This window comes from Gottschalkiaceae bacterium SANA (genome assembly GCA_036323355.1).
Taxonomy (GTDB): Bacteria; Bacillota; Clostridia; order Tissierellales; family GPF-1; genus GPF-1.
This window is the reverse complement of the sequence record AP028876.1, coordinates 1,838,474-1,854,811: the sequence shown is the minus strand read 5'-3', so window position 1 is coordinate 1,854,811 and position 16,338 is coordinate 1,838,474. Positions and strand designations below refer to the sequence as shown.

Genomic DNA, 16,338 nt, shown 5'->3' with positions numbered 1-16,338 from the left:
GACTCACTCCTATAAAAAGAAAGAATAGGGTCCCTATTCTTTCCGTTCTGCTGATTCGACTAAATCGACCAAGGCATCGATCAATTGATTTTCTGGAACTGTTTTTACAATGACACCGGACTGAAAGAGCACGCCTTTGCCTTTTCCTCCTGCAATTCCAAAATCTGCATTTTGCGCTTCTCCTGGGCCGTTAACCTCACAACCCATAATCGCAATTACATATGGGGTTTCTATATGTGCCAGTCGTTCTTTCGCTTCCTTGGCTAAGGAAACCAAGTCTACCTGGGTTCTCCCGCAAGTGGGACATGACACCCATTCGATTCCACCATGACGCAAATTCAAGGCATGCAAAAGGGATACACCAACTTCAACTTCTTGAATTGAATCGCCAGTCAAAGATACACGAATGGTATCCCCAATGCCTTCTTCTAGCAAGATACTAAGACCTGCCGTTGATTTTACAATGCCTGGAAGACCAAAGCCTGCTTCTGTGACACCTAGATGCAAGGGATAATCTGTTGCGGATGATAATTTACGATTGGTTTCTACAAATAGAGGGACCGAAGAGGCTTTTGCCGAGAGTACGATGGAAGAAAAGCCAAAGGATTCCAACAAGTTAACCTGATCCAAAACACTATCAACAAGATGCTGAGATTGAATGCCAAGGCCCTGGCTTAAAAATCGTTTTTCTAGAGAACCTGCATTTACACCTACGCGAATAGCGGCGTGATGAAACTTTGCTTTTTCAACAATTTCTTTGACCTTCCAATCAGCACCAATATTGCCTGGGTTGATTCGAATTGCATCCACACCAGCTTCTAGAGAAGCTAGAGCAAGGCGATAATCAAAATGGATATCAGCAACCAAGGGAATGGGACAAGCATCTACAATTTGTGGTAAGACCTCAGCCGCTCGCTGGTCGGGAACGGCAACTCGCATAATTTCACAACCCGCTTGATGCAAGGCTTGAATTTGTAGCAAGGTTGCTCGCGCGTCTCTTGTATCCGTATTGGTCATTGACTGTACGGTAATGGGTGCACCCCCGCCAATAAATTGGGAGCCAATCTGTATTTTTTTTGTTTTTTTCATCTTATGGCCTCAACAATCTTAGTAGATCCTGATAGGTAATCAGAATCAATAAACCTAGCATCAAAGCAAATCCAATAAAGTGAATCCATCCCTCTTTTTCAGGAGGAACGGGTTTCCTTCGAATGGCTTCGACAAGAACAAAAAGTATTCTCCCCCCGTCAAGGGCCGGTATTGGAAGTAGATTGACAAATCCGAGATTGATGCTGATTAAGCCAGCAAGATTGAGTAATGCCAGCCACCCATATTGAGAAGCTTCTCCAATCATGGTGACGATGCCGACGGGTCCTGCAACGGCTTCTGCACCAACCTTGCCTTGAATTAATTCGCGGAAAAATCCTGCCAAAAGACCCATTCCCTGCCAGAAATAGAGCCAACTACTTTTCAGGGAGAACCAGAAATTAAATCCCCGCTTTGGAATGATGCCCAAATATCCCTGACTATTCTCTCCCTCGCCCATTTGCAGGGAATTGGTAATTTCTGCTCCATCACGAAGTAGAGAAATGGAAACAGTTTGATTGGCAGTTGTTTTTTGAATTTCTGAGGATAATTGCTCCCAAGAGTCAATGTCAACACCTTGAAACTCGATGATCTGGTCTCCCGCTTGCAAGCCATGAATCGCTGCTGCGCTATCGGGAATCACCTGATCAATCGCTGTGTTCGGCTGACCCAGTATACTGAATAACAGAAAGAAAATGATCCCAGCAAAAACGAAATTCATAAAGGCTCCTGCAAAAAGGATTAAGAATTTTTTCCAAGGCGGTTGCTTGGTAAACCCGGTTGGAGAATCAGATTCTTCATCTTCTCCCTCCAAACGCACATAGCCGCCGATAGGGATCAATCGAATGGAATACTGGGTTCCATTTCTCTCGAAAGAACGGATCAATGGCCCCATGCCAATGGCGAATTCGTATACATGGGTCCCGCTTTTTTTCGCTACTATATAGTGGCCAAATTCATGAACTAAGATTAATAGGAAAAAAATAACAATAGCCTGTATAATCGCACTCATAATTTATCCTCTTTCTAAGATTTGATTTGCAATTTTTCTTGCCCATTGATCAGCAAGCAGAATATCATTTAAACGCATTTCATTCAAGCTTTCATGCTGACTCATCACATCGGCGATGAGTTGAGGGATTTTATTAAACCGGATTTCATCATGCAAAAAAGAGTGGACAGCCACTTCGTTTGCTGCATTGAGAACCGTTGGGAAGGTCCCCCCTTTTTGAATCGCTTGAATACAAAGGTCAAAGCATGGAAAAGTTTCATGGTCTAAGGCTTCAAAGGTGAGAGCGGAATGTTCCAAGAAGTTTAGCCGAGGCCAGGGTGTAATGAGCCGTTTTGGCATAGAAAGCGCAAACTGTATAGGAAGACGCATATCGGATGGTCCTAATTGTGCTAATACATTTCCATCGCAATACTCCACCATAGAATGAACAATCGATTGTGGATGAACCAGAACAGAAATCTGATTAACAGGAAGATCGAAAAGCCAAAAAGCTTCAATGACTTCTAGGCCTTTATTCATTAAGGTCGCAGAGTCGATGGTTATTTTTTTCCCCATTGACCAATTCGGATGCTTTAACGCTTCTCGAAAGGTAACGTCACCTAACTCTTCCCTTGATTTTCCCCGGAATGGTCCCCCTGATGCTGTAAGAATGATTCGTTTCACTTCTTCATGACTTCCACAAGCAAGTGCTTGATAAATAGCAGAATGTTCACTATCAATTGGAATGATGTCTACCCCGTATTTTTTTGCTTCACTCATCACTAGTTTCCCTGCCGTAACAAGGGTTTCTTTATTGGCTAGAGCGATTGTTTTGCCGGCTCGAATTGCAGCTAAAGTCGGTTCTAATCCAATCATACCCACAACCGAAGTGACAACGAGATCGACTTCATCCATGGATGCCATCTGGCAAAGACCTTTGGTGCCAACTAAAATCTGCAGCTTTGGGTCGTCAACGCGTTGGCGAAGTTCATTTGCAAGAACCTCAGAGCCGATGGTGACAACCTGTGGCTGGAATATTTGAATTTGCTCAAGGAGACGATCAATCTGCTGATTCGCAGAAAGGGCTATCACTTCAAATTCTTTTGGAAAAGCCTGAATGACTTCCAAAGTCTGACTGCCAACCGATCCTGTTGAGCCAAGAATTGCTATTTTCATGGTATACCACCTATTCTATTTCATTAGAGTTATAAGATATACGACAGGCAAGACAAAAAGAATGCTGTCAAACCGATCTAAGATCCCGCCATGCCCCGGAATGATATTGCCATAATCCTTGATTTGGGATTGTCTTTTGAACATGGATGCAATTAAATCACCGGATTGGCTGATTGCGGAGCCAACAAGTCCAAAGCCCGCATAATACCAAATGATATCACCATGCCAATAATAGGAAAACAAAAGTGCCAACAGTGCAGATCCGATCATGCCGCCAATTGAGCCTTCGATAGTTTTTTTTGGGCTAATTGCAGGACATAGTGGATGCTTTCCAAAGAAGACACCGGTGAAATAGGCACAGGTGTCAGAAATCCAAGAAAAGATAAACACCAAAAGTACACGTGCATCGCCATTAAGGAAATAAAAAAAGGCAAAATTGACGACGATGTAGATGGATGCAAAAACAGTATACACCATATCTGTAATGCCATTGCGAGCAATGGCATAAATTCCGCTAGTTAAGAACAGAAAAATGACGCTCACCAAGAGGAAAGAAAATTGCCCATGGAAAAAAAACAAGAAGACAACTTGAAGAACAAGTAGTTCTCGATGAATGTGGATATTGTTTTCTTTACATACCCGTGCAAGCTCAAAGATCGCAATTACAGAAAGCAAAACGACACTAAGATCTAAAAAATATCCGCCTTGCATCAATACGAATCCCAAGAGCAAAACCAAAACAATTCCACTAATACTTCTTTTAATCATGATGATCACCTCATTTAATTTTGCCAAAGCGACGATGCCTTTTTTGATAATCCAAAATTGCTCGAGACAGGGTTTCCTTCGTGAAATCAGGCCAGAGTTCTTCTGTGAACCACAGTTCTGCGTAGGCAGCTTGGTAGATCAAAAAATTGCTGAGCCGTATTTCTCCACTGGTACGAATCACCAGATCAGGGTCAGGAAGTTCAGGAGCATCTAAGAATTGATGCAAATCCGCAGGAGACCAAGATGTTTTCGAGGTTTGTTGTGCTTTTTGCATCCGTTCTATTGCGCGATGAATTTCGTCACGACCGCCATAATCTATGGCCAAAGTCAAGGATAATTTCGTGTTTTCGCAGGTTTCTAGCTCCATACTTTCCATTTGAGCGACCAAAAATTTACTGATACGATCTCGGCGACCAATAAAGCGAACCCGCACACCCGTTTTCTTTAATTCTGTCAATTCCTTATCAATAAACTGGGACAACAATCGAAAAAGAAAGTCGACTTCCTTCTTGGGACGTGACCAATTTTCTGTTGAAAAGGCATAAATTGTTATATAGGGAATTTTAAAATCCAATGCGCCTGAAACTAGATTTCGAACCGCTTCGGAACCTGCGCGATGTCCATCGCTCCTTTGGTTCCCTTTTCGAATAGCCCAGCGACCATTCCCATCCATGATTACAGCGATGTGTCTAGGAGTTGAGGTATTGACTTGTGCCGAGTCGGCTTGATTGTTCATGCAATTCCCCCTTTATGACTAGGAAAAAATTCCTTCTGCATTGCAGAAGGAATTAATACTTGCAAATATAAATTCGAATCGGCGAAACATCAGCCATCCAGACAATTCTTGTTTCGGTAAAATCATCTGCATAGCGTTTATTGTCGCCCTCAAGCTGGATCAATTGATGATGCGGATAGAGTAAACGCACCTCTTCTTCTCGATAAATCTGACCAATCAGAGGAGAAAGATTCATTAAACTTCCAAAAGCTCGGATGCTTTGGCTTTTTCCATGGCATCAATTTTTTTAATATAAGTATCTGTCAATTTTTGAACCGCGTCTTCGCCTTCCTTTAAATCATCTTTGGTCAGCTCACCGGCTTTTTCTTGCTTCTTTAACTTTTCATTAGCATGTCGGCGTTCATTTCGAACAGCAACTTTTGCTTCTTCAGCTAATTTTTTTACCAATTTTGTTAAATCACGTCTTCGCTCTTCCGTTAGTAAAGGAATGACCAAACGAATAATCTTTCCATCATTTGATGGATTGATTCCTAATTCTGAAGTTGTGATCGCCTTTTCAATCTCGTGAAGCAAGGTGACATCCCATGGAGAAATCACAAGCATTCTTGGCTCTGGTGCACTGACGTTGGCCACCTGATTCAATGGAGTCGCAGCACCGTAATAATCAACCATAATCCGGTCAAGCAGGCTTGGGTTTGCTCGTCCAGCTCGAACAGAATTCAGATTGTCTTGAAATACGTTGATTGTTTTTGTCATTTTAGCTTCTACATTTTTGTGAACTTCTGTAAACATGGAATTACCCCCTTAGTTTTGTTCCGATGTCTTCTCCGCGTACAACGCGAACAATATTCATCGGATCCTCAATCCCAAATACGATAATGGGAATATTGGTATTGATACAAAGTGATGCTGTTGTGGAGTCCATGACCTTTAATTCTTTGTCTAAGACATCTTTAAAGGTCAGTGAATCGTATTTTTTGGCATCTGGGTTTTTAAGTGGATCAGAATCATAAACCCCGTCTACCCCTTTTTTTCCTAGTAAAATAACGTCCGCATCGATTTCAGCGGCACGCAAAGCTGCACATGTATCTGTTGTAAAGAACGGATTGCCCGTGCCGGCAGCAAAGATTACAATCTTGCCTTTGGTTAGGTGAGCCGTTGCTTTTCTGCGAATATAAGGTTCTGCAATTTGTCTCATCTCGATGGCAGTTTGCACATTTGCAGGAATATTCATCTGCTCAAAAGCATCCTGTAAAGCCAACGCATTGATTACTGTTGCAAGCATGCCCATGTGGTCAGCCGTTGTACGATCCATTTCTGGTGAAGATTGGCCTCTCCAAAAGTTTCCGCCACCAACAACAATGGCGATTTCAATACCCATAGCATGAACCTGAGCAATTTTAGAAACCATTTTTTTCACCATGGCAGGATCAACACCAAATTCAGATTGACCCTTCAAAGCTTCACCGCTTAGTTTTAAGAGAATTCTCTTATACTTTATACCCGACATGTTTTAGGCTCCTTTATTATAATATAGCAAATTTTCTCCAAATTGTGAAATAGAGAACACAAATGTGTTCTCTACCCATGTATGCTCTGTTGCTTATTTTTGCATTTGTTTTGCAACTTCTTCTGCAAAATTCTCTTCTTTTTTCTCAAGACCTTCTCCGACTTCATAACGTGTGAAGCGACGGATTTTAAGGTTTTCGCCTAAGAATGCAATTTTTTCATTCAAAAGTTGTTGGATCGTTTTGTCGCCATCCTTGATGAATGGTTGTTCCATCAAACAAACTTCTTTATAGTATTTTTTAATTCGGCCTTCTACCATCTTATCGACGATTTTTTCAGGCTTGCCTTCATTCAAGGCTTGTTCACGCAAGACTTTTTTCTCATGTTCAATTTCGTCTTGTGGCACTTCTTCTTTTGTTAAATAAAGTGGTTTTGCTGCTGCAACTTGCATTGCAATATCTTTAGCAAAGGACTTGAACTCATCATTTTTCGCAACAAAATCGGTTTCGCTATTAATTTCAACGAGTACGCCGATTCGGCCTCCACCATGAATGTAGGAAACAACGGAACCTTCCGCTGCGATCCGACCTGATTTTTTTGCTGCCTTTGACAATCCTTTTTCTCTTAATAAATCTACTGCTTTTTCAATACTTCCCTCAGTCTCAACGAGTGCTTTTTTACAATCCATCATTCCTGCACCTGTCATTTCACGTAATTCTTTTACCAAACCGGCAGTAACTGCAGCCATTTTAGTTCCTCCTTGTCGTTTACATAGAAATAGGTAAGGGGATTTTCCCCTTACCAAATAAGCTTCTAATTTTTATGCTTGTGGCGCGTCTACATCCTCAAGCTGCTCTCCTTGCTTTCCTTCCAAAACAGCATTTGCTATTGTTTCAGACAAAAGGCGAACGGCACGGATTGCATCGTCATTTCCAGGAATTACATAATCAATTTCGTCCGGATCACAGTTTGTATCAACAATCGCTACAACTGGAATGCCTAGAATATGCGCTTCTTGAATTGCGATACGCTCTTTACGAGGATCTACGATAAACAAAGCATCAGGAACACGTTTCATGTTTTGAATACCGCCCAAGAATTTTTCCAATCTTTCGCGCTCATGTTTCAGTTTGATGACTTCTTTCTTAGGAAGCAAGTCGAAAGTTCCTTCTTCTTCCATTTTCACCAATTTATGAAGACGATCGATTCTTTTCTTGATTGTTTTGTAGTTTGTTAGCATGCCACCCAACCAACGTTGATTTACATAATGCATGTTACATCGTTTTGCGTTGATTGCGATTGACTCTTGTGCTTGTTTTTTTGTTCCGACGAAAAGAATTTCTCCGCCTTCTTGAACAACTTCACGAACGAAAGAATATGCTTCATCTACTTTACGAACTGTTTTTTGCAAGTCGATGATATAGATTCCATTTCTTTCAGCAAAAATAAATTTTGCCATTTTTGGATTCCATCGACGTGTTTGGTGTCCGAAATGGACCCCCGCCTCTAATAGGCTTTTCATTGATACTACTGCCATTTTGATACCCTCCATAGTTTTTTTCCTCCACCCGCATCAACCAAGACTCTCACTCTCTCGAGCACTAAGAGTTTGTCAACAGGTGTGTGTGATGAACCTCTAATATTATAACACAATGCATATTCAGTGACAAGTTACAGATTCAATTCTTTCAATAAATATCCGTTTAATACTTTAATATAAGTACCTTTCATGCCCAGTGACTTAGATTCGATGACGCCAGCGCTTTCGAATTTTCGCAAGGCATTAACAATTACAGATCGAGTGATACCTACACGGTCGGCAATCTTGCTGGCAACCAGCAAACCTTCCATGCCATCTAGTTCGCGGAAAATATGTTCAATCGCTTCTAGTTCGGAATATGAAAGGGTTCCAATGGCAACTTGAACCATTGTTTTCTTTCGAGTAATGACTTCAAGCTCTTCATTTTTCGCCTTCATGATTTCCATTCCGACAATAGTGGCACCATACTCTGCCAAAATCAAGTCATCATCAGTGAAAGAATTTGATCGATAGAAAACCAGGGTACCCAATCGACCATGGATATTTAAAATGGGAACAATCGTCATCAAGCCATTTTTGAATGTTGCAAAGGCAGGCATTCCCTCAGGATCATTTTCAAGATTTTCTTCTGTTTCAGTTGTTGCGCGCAATCTGCGGTTGGTTCCTTCGTCGATTTTTAAATCAACTTGTTCATCTGCTGGAAATCGTTCTGTGTTGGATCCCAGAATTTTTCCCTTTCGGCTGATGATTAATACATCTGCCAGTAAGGTCTCACCCAATGTTTCTGAAATTTGCATAAAAGAAATCGGGGTAGCTCCGGCGATCAATAAAGTTTGGTTCAATTTTCTTGTCTTTGATAAAAGATTTGATTGCATGCTAATTCTCCTTAGGCTCTTTCGATACTTTTGTTTTATAATCACATTCTGTGCATTTTATCGTACCGCGCGACTTAGTCATAAAGCCTCCGCAGGTTGGACACGGTTCTGTGTAGGGTGGATCCCACGATACAAAGTCGCAAGCAGGATAGGCTGAACACCCGTAGAATTTTTTACCCTTCTTAGAACGGCGTTCAATAATTGTGCCTTCTTTACACTTAGGACAGCTAACACCGGTATCCTTTAAAATTGCTTTGGTGTTCTTGCATTCTGGGTATCCAGGGCAAGCTAAAAATTCTCCAAAGCGACCCGTTTTAATAACCATCAGTTTCCCACATTTTTCGCATTGCACATCGCTGACGCGTTCTGCGATTTCAATTTTTTGAATGGTTTCATTGGCATGGTTCAACCGTGGTTCCAGTTCTTTGTAGAATTCCTTTATAACGGTTTTCCAAGGTGTTTCGCCTTGTTCAACCACATCAAGTTGTCTCTCCATGTTTGCGGTAAAATCGGTGTTGAAGATCGTCCCGAAATACTCGCCCAATAAATCGGTTGTGACAAAACCCAGTTCTGTCGGGTGGAGTTTTTTCTCTTCCAGTTCGACATATCTCCTACCTAAAATAGTTGAAATTGTCGGTGCAAAGGTACTTGGACGTCCAATGCCTAAATCTTCCAACAAGCGAACTAAAGAAGCCTCTGTATATCTTGATGGCGGCTTTGTAAACTTCTCTTCCCCGTCGATTTTTTGGACAGCGATGGGTTCTTGTGGTACAAGAGCGTCAAATTGAAGTTTTGATTCAAAACCACTTTGTGGAATCAAAGCCATAAAGCCTTCAAAAATAACGGTGGATTCTTTTGCTCGGAATAAATACTGATTGACGTCAATCTCAATTTTTGCCGTTTCAATTTTTGCTGGTACCATTTGTGAACCCACGTATTTCGACCAAATTAATGAATAAAGTCGAAATTGATCTCGCGTCAAGGACGCTTTGATGGACTCTGGGCTTCTCATAGCACTGGTGGCACGAATTGCCTCATGAGCATCTTGGATGTCTTTCTTTTTCGATTTATAGCGAACTTCTCCATTATAGTAGGTTTCGCCGTAAGCTTCAAGGATAAATGTACGAGCTTCTTGCAAAGCATCGTCTGATAGACGAACGGAATCTGTACGCATATAGGTAATCAAGCCTGTTGTACCTTCTCCTTTTAGCTCAATTCCTTCATAAAGCTGTTGCGCAATCTGCATGGTTTTCTTTGGAGAATAACCAATCAGATTAGACGCTTCCTGCTGTAGTTTGCTTGTGGTATACGGTGCCTGCGGTTTGCGATAGGAATGCGTGCGTTTCATAGAAAAAATTGTCGCTTTTTGATCCTTAAGGTCTTGGCGGATCTGATCAGCCTCTTCTTTACTTGTAATCGTGAGCTTCTCCGCCTTTTTTCCATTCCAACGTGCTTCTAATTTTGCATTTACAGTAATCGTTGAAGGCGCGTGATGAAACTCACCAAGAAATACCCAGTATGCTTCTGGAACAAAGGCATCGATTTCTCGTTCTCTATCGCAAATGATTTTCGTGGCAACAGTTTGAACGCGACCAGCACTCAATCCTTTTCTTACATTACGCCATAGGATTGGACTGATCTGGTAACCAACGAGTCGATCCAAAACGCGACGTGCTTGTTGTGCATCTACAAGATCCAAATCGATTTTTCGAGGTTCTTTTATGGATTTTTTTACTGCGGTTTTGGTTACCTCATTGAATTCGATGCGAATCAATTCATCTTGATTCAATTGTAGGGCGCGGGCAAGATGCCATGAAATTGCCTCCCCTTCACGGTCGGGGTCAGTCGCGAGATAAACGCGGTCCGCTTTCTTTGCTTCCTTTTTCAATTCAGCCAAGATTTTTCCTTTTCCGCGAATGGTAATGTATTCTGGATTGAATTCATTTTCAATATCAATCCCTAGTTTACTTTTTGGCAAGTCAATCAAATGCCCTACTGAGGCTTTGATTTTATAATTTTTCCCTAAAAATTTTCCAATTGTTTTTGCTTTGGCGGGTGATTCCACAATCACCAACGATTTTCCCATTTTGTTACCTCCCGGTTCGGTAAAATTGATTTCCTTGTCGTTGAATCAAAGACTTCAGCTCCAAGGAAGTAAGTACGCTTACGATATCATGTATTGATTGGTTTGACAAATTCTGAAGCTGTTGTACGCTTACGGGTTCTTTTGAAACCATTTCATAAATTACGTTTTCTAGTGAAGATAAGGAATTTAATTTATGAGTTTCATCCGTACATGCTTTGTCAATGGCGGGTCCTCCACCATTCGTTAAAATTTGCTCTATACACAACAAGGGCTCCGCACCGTCAAAAATCAATTGGTTGGGTCCTTGGCTGTTCTTTCTATCAATATCTCCTGGTAATGCATAGATATCTTTCCCTTGTTTTAATCCATGTCGCACGGTTGATAAAGCACCACTTTTATGGGTACCTTCCATAAAAAGAATCGCTTCAGACAATCCACTGATCAAGCGATTTCGAAAGGGAAAATTATGTCCCCAGGGTTTTTCTCCAAATGGAAATTCGCTGATCAAAACGCCTTTGTTTGCAATTTCGTAATAGAGGGATTCGTTACTTTTCGGATAAATCCAATCGATTCCACAACCCAACACGGCAAGGGTTTGTCCATATTTAAGGGCGGTTCGATGGGCAACGGTGTCGATTCCTTCAGCGAAACCACTGATGATGGTGATGGTTTCCAACGCAAGATCGGAAGCAAAGCGTTCAGTCGCCCGTCTTCCATAAGGCGTGGTATGTCTCGATCCAACAATGGCCATTGCCCTTGATGGTGGAAATTGACCCAAACCCTTAACATAGAGAATAGGTGGTGGATCATCCACGTTATACAGGCTTGTAGGATAATCGTTATCCCTCCACAAGACTATTCTAGTCTGGTTCTCAAGCATTTGTTTCTCTAATTGAGAACGAAAGGATTTCGGTTGATAATTTCTGATGGCCTGCTTTGTCTTTTTGGATAGACCATCCTTTAATCGCAGGTGATCGGGCATGGATATAGATAATTCCACAGTAGATGTATTTTCAATGAGAAGACGAAGGTCCTCGTAGGGACAGTGCTCTGCTCTGAGCCATGCAAGTAAGAATTTCATTCTCCAGCCCCCCAGTAACGCTTGCTGTTTTGTTTATAATGGATGGCTTCCAATAAATGCGCTTCTTTAATTTCGTTCTCTTGATCCAAATCTGCAATGGTTCTGGCTATTCGTTGAATGCGCACAATAGAACGCAAGGAAATATGTAATGTTCGATTGGCTTGTTGTAAAAGTCGTTTGGAGTCGCGACTCAATTGGCAATATTTCGATAATTCTTCGCCCGATAAATCAGCGTTGAACCGAATTGATTCATTGACATATCGCTCCGATTGTAGCTGTCTGGCAAGATTTACACTGGTGCGGAGCTCTGCAGAACTAATCGTTTTTTTGACGGATTCAATCGTATAAAGTTGTTCTTCCATTTCAATAAATAGATCCAATCGATCTCGAAATGGTCCGCTAATATGGTCCAGGTATCGTTTTCGTTCTCTGCGGCTGCAGGTGCAGGTGTGATACTTGCTTCCATAGTTCCCGCAGGGACAGGGGTTCATTGCAGCAATCAAAATAAAATTTGAAGGAAATTCAATGGATTGAGCAGACCGTGCAATGCGAATGCGATTATCTTCAATGGGCTCTCGAAGCAATTCCAAAGTATGACGATCAAATTCCGGCAATTCATCCAGAAATAAAACGCCATGATGAGCCAAAGAAACTTCCCCAGGCATAATGCGGTTCCCACCCCCTACCAAGGCCGCTTTGGTTATGGTATGGTGCGGCATTCGTACGGGTGGAAGTCCCTGGATTATCGATTCTAAGGGCATCCCTGCCACGCTGTGTATCTTCATAACAGCGATCTGCTCTTCTTCAGTCAATCGAGGCATAATCGTTGGCATGCGATTGGCGATCATGGTTTTTCCAACCCCAGGACCTCCAATCATCAAGGCATTGTGACGGCCGGCGACTGCAATTTGCATGGCGCGAATGGCTTGGGCTTGTCCTTGAATATCAGAAAAATCACCTAACATAGAATAATGGATCTTTTCCGGCTTGTCAATAGAAGATCTTAACTTTGAAGTCGACTGATGCTTGTATTGGTCAACAAATTCTGATAAATTTTTAACAGGAATTAATTCGATTTGACTAACCATGGAGCACTCGCTCCAATTGTCTTCTGACAGAAAAACCCTTTGAATACCGGCTGCTTTTAATGACAATACCATGGGCAAACAACCGTGAACGCCTCGTATATCTCCATTGAGTGAACATTCACCCAAAAAGGCCTCTTTCTTGGCTATTGATTTTTCCATCTGCTCGGCGGCAATCAAGATTCCGACTGCAATGGAAAAATCAAAATGGGTGCCGCTCTTTTTGATAATCGCAGGCGCTAAATTGACCACGATCTTTTTGGCAGGAAAGGTAAATCCGCTGTTTTGTATGCATAAACGCACACGTTCTTTCGCTTCTTTGATCGATGGGTCGGCTAGGCCCACAATTGAAAATCCTGGCAATCCGTTTGATAAATTGACTTCAACGCGAATCATCACTCCATCGATTCCGAGGAGTGTACAGGTTTGTAAAATGGTTAACATATGATGCCTCCTGACTAATCTTCCGGTTATATTTTAACCAATTTACAGACAGGATGCAAAATATTTAAAAAGCATTGATGAAATGTTGGACTTTTTCTTGTCCCTGAACCACTTCCCATGTGATTACATCAAATCGCATGGGACTTATTTCGTATTGATCAATGTCGATCATATATTGCATGGCTACAGTTCTAATTTTTTTTTGTTTTTTATGGTCGACACGTTCGCTGGGATGAAAATCAAGATTAGCCATTAAACTTTTGACCTCTACAAAAACATAGGTCTCTTGGTCCATAACAATCAAATCGATTTCTCCAATCTTCGTTCGATAATTCATTGTACAAAGCTGATATCCCAAAGCCTCTAAAAAATGAAGGCTCTTTTGTTCATAGTAGGTGCCTTTTTCACGACGATTCATTCTCATCTCGCATTTCCTCCACGCGATCAAAGGTAATTCGGCCTAATTTTCCTTTTCGATATTCCTCGAGAATAATATTTGCGACCCGGGTGTAATCCGGCTCATTGCCTCGAAGTATACAGCCCCGTTTTCTAGCGATGTCATCCATCACTTCAATGGCAGGACGCTCTGGGTTAGCATCGACAGGATATCGGCTTTCTAGGGCATCGACAGCAACCACTTGGAGACGCTCGATCATGCGAAGTGCTAGGGTTTCTGTATCCATGATATCATCGCGAATTGCACCGGTAAAAGCGAGGTGATGTGCCACGCGTTGATCATTAAACTTTGGCCAAAGTACCCCTGGAGTATCTAATAACTGAAGACGGCCAGGTAATTTAATCCATTGCTTGCCCTTTGTGACCCCTGGACGATTTCCGGTTTTCGCACTCTTCTTTCCGACCAAAGAATTGATAAAAGTAGATTTTCCCACATTGGGAATTCCGATGATCATGGCACGGACCTGATTCAGAATTATTCCTTTTGCTTCTTTTTTCTTTTGCTGCTCTTGGCCGATTTGATCCATGAATCGCAAAAATCTAGCAATATCTTTTGGGGATAGCGCGGTCATTAAGAAGACAGTTTCACCCTGTGCTTCATAATATTCTTTCCATTCTTTCGTGTGCTGAGGGTTTGCCAAGTCACACTTATTAAAGAGAAGGATTCGTCTTTTCCCCTTGGCCAAAACCTGCATTTCAGGATTTCGACTACTGAAAGGAATTCTCGCGTCAATCAGTTCGATCACAAGATCAACCAATTTTAGATTTGTTTGAATCAATTCTCTTGTTTTTTTCATATGGCCTGGGAACCAATTGATATTCATAACCTACCTCCTTACATGAAAATAAGGGGCAAAGCCCCTTATCTTTAGTAGTTCTTCTTTTCTTTGACTTTCGCACTTTTGCCAGTTCGTTCACGCAAGTAATTCAATCTTGCACGGCGTACCTTGCCTTGGCGAGTCACTTCAATCTTTTCGATCTTTGGAGAACTTGTAACAAAGGTTCTTTCCACACCAACACCATAAGTAACTTTACGAACGGTAAATGTTTTACGTGCGCTTTCGCCTTGTTGTTTCATGACAGTTCCTTCAAAAACCTGAACACGTTCTCTGTTTCCCTCTTTAATGTGGTAATGAACACGAATGGTATCACCTACACCAAAGTTAGGAAGGTCAGAACGCAATTGCGCTTGCTCTACTAATTTAATCAAATCCATGATTTTCCTCCTCTATCTAGACGTTCATGCAGCGCAGCAGAGGAACGCCCGTAGTACCGAATAAGTATAGCATTTCTTGCAAAGTTCTGCAAGGAATTACTTGTTTTTATTTTGATGTTTGAGATATAAGTCTTGTCGTCTTTTTTTTGTTTCCAAAAGAGACTGTTCTCTTCTCCAGTCATCAATGGCTTTATGATTGCCAGACAGCAGGACCTCGGGCACTTCGGCGCCTTCAAAAACACGAGGCCGTGTATACTGCGGATACTCAAGTAGACCACTTTGCAGGGACTCATCATCTGCGGAGCCTTCTTTCAGAACCCCTGGCAAAAGCCTGATAATCGAATCAGACAAAACCATGGCAGGAAGTTCCCCCCCCGTCAACACATAATCTCCAATGGAGATTTCTCTGTGAATACGTGAGTCAATTACACGTTGGTCAATGCCCTCGTAATGGCCGCAAACCAATACAAGATGAGAAGACATGGCGAGTTCGTCAGCTAACTCTTGGGTGAGCACTTCGCCTTTAGGAGAAAGATAGATCACCACAGCTTCATCGGTCTGCTTGTCATCAATGGCGCGCGCCAGGGGCTCGGGTTTCATCAACATGCCAGGACCGCCGCCAAAGCAATAATCATCTACACGCTTGTGTTTATCCTCTGCATAGTCTCGAATATTTGTAGCCTCAATCTCAACCTGCCCCGCTGTTATGGCACGGCCTATGATACTCGTGGTGAGAAAGGGCGCAAAAAAATCTGGAAAGAGCGTTAAAATATCAATCTTCATTGATCATGCCCTCCAAAATCCGAACTCGAATCTGTCTCTTGGGGATGGAAATATCCAAAATAAAGGCTGAAACCGCCGGGATCAAAACTTGTCCGAAGGGACCTTCAACAACATAAATTTCGTTGGCGGGAGATTCGATAATTTCCGTTAAATGGCCGATTGAACGGTCCGATTCATCAATGAATTCAATTCCCATAAGATCTTCAACAAAATATTCATCCTCTTGCAATTCTTCTTCTGGCCATGAGTCTACAAGGATTGATCGGCCACGCAAAGATTCAGCTTGACTAATATGATCAATTCCTCTAAGTTTAATGATAAATTGTTTTTTATGTGCGCGCAATTCATCAATCTCAAATACATCCATTTCTTTTTCAATTAAAATAAATGGCAAGTCCAAAACCTTCTCTGGCTTCTCTCGATCAAATCGAATCACCACTTCCCCTTTAATGCCATGGGGACGAAGGATGGTGCCTATCTTGATTTCATTCATATTCTCCCACCAA

The 16,338-nt window shown here is 41.9% G+C and carries 19 protein-coding genes; all 19 read right to left on the bottom strand.

Features of this window, described 5'->3' with window-relative positions:
• Positions 1-33 precede the first annotated feature (33 nt).
• Positions 34-1,089 carry a flavodoxin-dependent (E)-4-hydroxy-3-methylbut-2-enyl-diphosphate synthase gene (gene ispG, locus AC25CA_RS08755; protein WP_486813470.1) on the bottom strand — a complete coding sequence of 352 codons (1,056 nt, stop codon included), beginning with the start codon at positions 1,087-1,089 and terminating at the stop codon, positions 34-36.
• 1 nt (position 1,090) lies between these two features.
• Positions 1,091-2,098 carry an RIP metalloprotease RseP gene (rseP, locus tag AC25CA_RS08750; protein ID WP_486813469.1) on the bottom strand — a complete coding sequence of 336 codons (1,008 nt, stop codon included), beginning with the start codon at positions 2,096-2,098 and terminating at the stop codon, positions 1,091-1,093.
• Positions 2,099-2,101: 3 nt separating this feature from the next.
• Entirely contained in the window at positions 2,102-3,253 is a 1,152-nt protein-coding gene (locus tag AC25CA_RS08745; protein WP_486813468.1) for a 1-deoxy-D-xylulose-5-phosphate reductoisomerase, read from the bottom strand.
• A gap of 15 nt (positions 3,254-3,268) precedes the next feature.
• Positions 3,269-4,021, bottom strand: a complete 753-nt coding sequence (locus AC25CA_RS08740; protein ID WP_486813467.1) for a phosphatidate cytidylyltransferase — start codon at positions 4,019-4,021, stop codon at positions 3,269-3,271.
• A gap of 10 nt (positions 4,022-4,031) precedes the next feature.
• The gene (gene uppS / locus AC25CA_RS08735; RefSeq protein WP_486813466.1) at positions 4,032-4,757 is read right to left on the bottom strand and encodes a polyprenyl diphosphate synthase; all 726 of its coding nucleotides are present in this window, start codon (positions 4,755-4,757) and stop codon (positions 4,032-4,034) included.
• A gap of 52 nt (positions 4,758-4,809) precedes the next feature.
• Positions 4,810-4,992 carry a hypothetical protein gene (locus tag AC25CA_RS08730; protein ID WP_486813465.1) on the bottom strand — a complete coding sequence of 61 codons (183 nt, stop codon included), beginning with the start codon at positions 4,990-4,992 and terminating at the stop codon, positions 4,810-4,812.
• Positions 4,992-5,549 (bottom strand): ribosome recycling factor, encoded by a 558-nt coding sequence (gene frr / locus AC25CA_RS08725; RefSeq protein ID WP_486813464.1) that lies wholly within the window; start codon positions 5,547-5,549, stop codon positions 4,992-4,994. Before frr ends, AC25CA_RS08730 begins: the two co-directional genes overlap by 1 nt.
• 4 nt (positions 5,550-5,553) lie before the next feature.
• A complete protein-coding gene (pyrH, locus tag AC25CA_RS08720) occupies positions 5,554-6,267 on the bottom strand; it encodes a UMP kinase (RefSeq protein ID WP_486813463.1) in 714 nt (237 codons plus the stop codon).
• Positions 6,268-6,360: 93 nt separating this feature from the next.
• Complete coding sequence (gene tsf / locus AC25CA_RS08715; protein ID WP_486813462.1) at positions 6,361-7,014, bottom strand: translation elongation factor Ts; 654 nt, start codon at positions 7,012-7,014, stop codon at positions 6,361-6,363.
• Between the two features lie 72 nt (positions 7,015-7,086).
• A complete protein-coding gene (gene rpsB / locus AC25CA_RS08710; protein ID WP_486813461.1) occupies positions 7,087-7,803 on the bottom strand; it encodes a 30S ribosomal protein S2 in 717 nt (238 codons plus the stop codon).
• Positions 7,804-7,937: 134 nt separating this feature from the next.
• Positions 7,938-8,681, bottom strand: coding sequence for a GTP-sensing pleiotropic transcriptional regulator CodY (codY, locus tag AC25CA_RS08705; protein ID WP_486813460.1), 744 nt, complete (start codon positions 8,679-8,681; stop codon positions 7,938-7,940).
• A 1-nt stretch (position 8,682) separates the two neighbouring features.
• Positions 8,683-10,767, bottom strand: a complete 2,085-nt coding sequence (topA, locus tag AC25CA_RS08700) for a type I DNA topoisomerase (RefSeq protein ID WP_486813459.1) — start codon at positions 10,765-10,767, stop codon at positions 8,683-8,685.
• Positions 10,768-10,771: 4 nt separating this feature from the next.
• Positions 10,772-11,848 carry a DNA-processing protein DprA gene (gene dprA, locus AC25CA_RS08695; RefSeq protein WP_486813458.1) on the bottom strand — a complete coding sequence of 359 codons (1,077 nt, stop codon included), beginning with the start codon at positions 11,846-11,848 and terminating at the stop codon, positions 10,772-10,774.
• Positions 11,845-13,377, bottom strand: coding sequence for a YifB family Mg chelatase-like AAA ATPase (locus tag AC25CA_RS08690; protein WP_486813457.1), 1,533 nt, complete (start codon positions 13,375-13,377; stop codon positions 11,845-11,847). Before AC25CA_RS08690 ends, dprA begins: the two co-directional genes overlap by 4 nt.
• Positions 13,378-13,441: 64 nt before the next feature.
• Positions 13,442-13,801, bottom strand: a complete 360-nt coding sequence (locus AC25CA_RS08685) for a YraN family protein (protein ID WP_486813456.1) — start codon at positions 13,799-13,801, stop codon at positions 13,442-13,444.
• A complete protein-coding gene (gene ylqF, locus AC25CA_RS08680) occupies positions 13,782-14,657 on the bottom strand; it encodes a ribosome biogenesis GTPase YlqF (RefSeq protein WP_486813455.1) in 876 nt (291 codons plus the stop codon). Before ylqF ends, AC25CA_RS08685 begins: the two co-directional genes overlap by 20 nt.
• A 44-nt stretch (positions 14,658-14,701) precedes the next feature.
• On the bottom strand, positions 14,702-15,049 hold the full coding sequence (gene rplS / locus AC25CA_RS08675) for a 50S ribosomal protein L19 (protein ID WP_486813454.1): 348 nt from the start codon (positions 15,047-15,049) through the stop codon (positions 14,702-14,704).
• Between the two features lie 96 nt (positions 15,050-15,145).
• Positions 15,146-15,832, bottom strand: a complete 687-nt coding sequence (trmD, locus tag AC25CA_RS08670; RefSeq protein WP_486813453.1) for a tRNA (guanosine(37)-N1)-methyltransferase TrmD — start codon at positions 15,830-15,832, stop codon at positions 15,146-15,148.
• Complete coding sequence (gene rimM, locus AC25CA_RS08665) at positions 15,822-16,325, bottom strand: ribosome maturation factor RimM (protein WP_486813452.1); 504 nt, start codon at positions 16,323-16,325, stop codon at positions 15,822-15,824. The genes trmD and rimM overlap by 11 nt, the downstream gene beginning before the upstream one ends.
• Positions 16,326-16,338: the final 13 nt, after the last annotated feature.

What these genes read in the sequence shown, in the direction of transcription:
- ispG (WP_486813470.1), bottom strand. Translation starts at nt 1,089, where the DNA reads ATGAAAAAAACAAAAAAAATACAGATTGGCTCCCAATTTATTGGCGGG.
- rseP (WP_486813469.1), bottom strand. Translation starts at nt 2,098, where the DNA reads ATGAGTGCGATTATACAGGCTATTGTTATTTTTTTCCTATTAATCTTA.
- AC25CA_RS08745 (WP_486813468.1), bottom strand. Translation starts at nt 3,253, where the DNA reads ATGAAAATAGCAATTCTTGGCTCAACAGGATCGGTTGGCAGTCAGACT.
- AC25CA_RS08740 (WP_486813467.1), bottom strand. Translation starts at nt 4,021, where the DNA reads ATGATTAAAAGAAGTATTAGTGGAATTGTTTTGGTTTTGCTCTTGGGA.
- uppS (WP_486813466.1), bottom strand. Translation starts at nt 4,757, where the DNA reads ATGAACAATCAAGCCGACTCGGCACAAGTCAATACCTCAACTCCTAGA.
- AC25CA_RS08730 (WP_486813465.1), bottom strand. Translation starts at nt 4,992, where the DNA reads ATGAATCTTTCTCCTCTGATTGGTCAGATTTATCGAGAAGAAGAGGTG.
- frr (WP_486813464.1), bottom strand. Translation starts at nt 5,549, where the DNA reads ATGTTTACAGAAGTTCACAAAAATGTAGAAGCTAAAATGACAAAAACA.
- pyrH (WP_486813463.1), bottom strand. Translation starts at nt 6,267, where the DNA reads ATGTCGGGTATAAAGTATAAGAGAATTCTCTTAAAACTAAGCGGTGAA.
- tsf (WP_486813462.1), bottom strand. Translation starts at nt 7,014, where the DNA reads ATGGCTGCAGTTACTGCCGGTTTGGTAAAAGAATTACGTGAAATGACA.
- rpsB (WP_486813461.1), bottom strand. Translation starts at nt 7,803, where the DNA reads ATGGCAGTAGTATCAATGAAAAGCCTATTAGAGGCGGGGGTCCATTTC.
- codY (WP_486813460.1), bottom strand. Translation starts at nt 8,681, where the DNA reads ATGCAATCAAATCTTTTATCAAAGACAAGAAAATTGAACCAAACTTTA.
- topA (WP_486813459.1), bottom strand. Translation starts at nt 10,767, where the DNA reads ATGGGAAAATCGTTGGTGATTGTGGAATCACCCGCCAAAGCAAAAACA.
- dprA (WP_486813458.1), bottom strand. Translation starts at nt 11,848, where the DNA reads ATGAAATTCTTACTTGCATGGCTCAGAGCAGAGCACTGTCCCTACGAG.
- AC25CA_RS08690 (WP_486813457.1), bottom strand. Translation starts at nt 13,377, where the DNA reads ATGTTAACCATTTTACAAACCTGTACACTCCTCGGAATCGATGGAGTG.
- AC25CA_RS08685 (WP_486813456.1), bottom strand. Translation starts at nt 13,801, where the DNA reads ATGAGAATGAATCGTCGTGAAAAAGGCACCTACTATGAACAAAAGAGC.
- ylqF (WP_486813455.1), bottom strand. Translation starts at nt 14,657, where the DNA reads ATGAATATCAATTGGTTCCCAGGCCATATGAAAAAAACAAGAGAATTG.
- rplS (WP_486813454.1), bottom strand. Translation starts at nt 15,049, where the DNA reads ATGGATTTGATTAAATTAGTAGAGCAAGCGCAATTGCGTTCTGACCTT.
- trmD (WP_486813453.1), bottom strand. Translation starts at nt 15,832, where the DNA reads ATGAAGATTGATATTTTAACGCTCTTTCCAGATTTTTTTGCGCCCTTT.
- rimM (WP_486813452.1), bottom strand. Translation starts at nt 16,325, where the DNA reads ATGAATGAAATCAAGATAGGCACCATCCTTCGTCCCCATGGCATTAAA.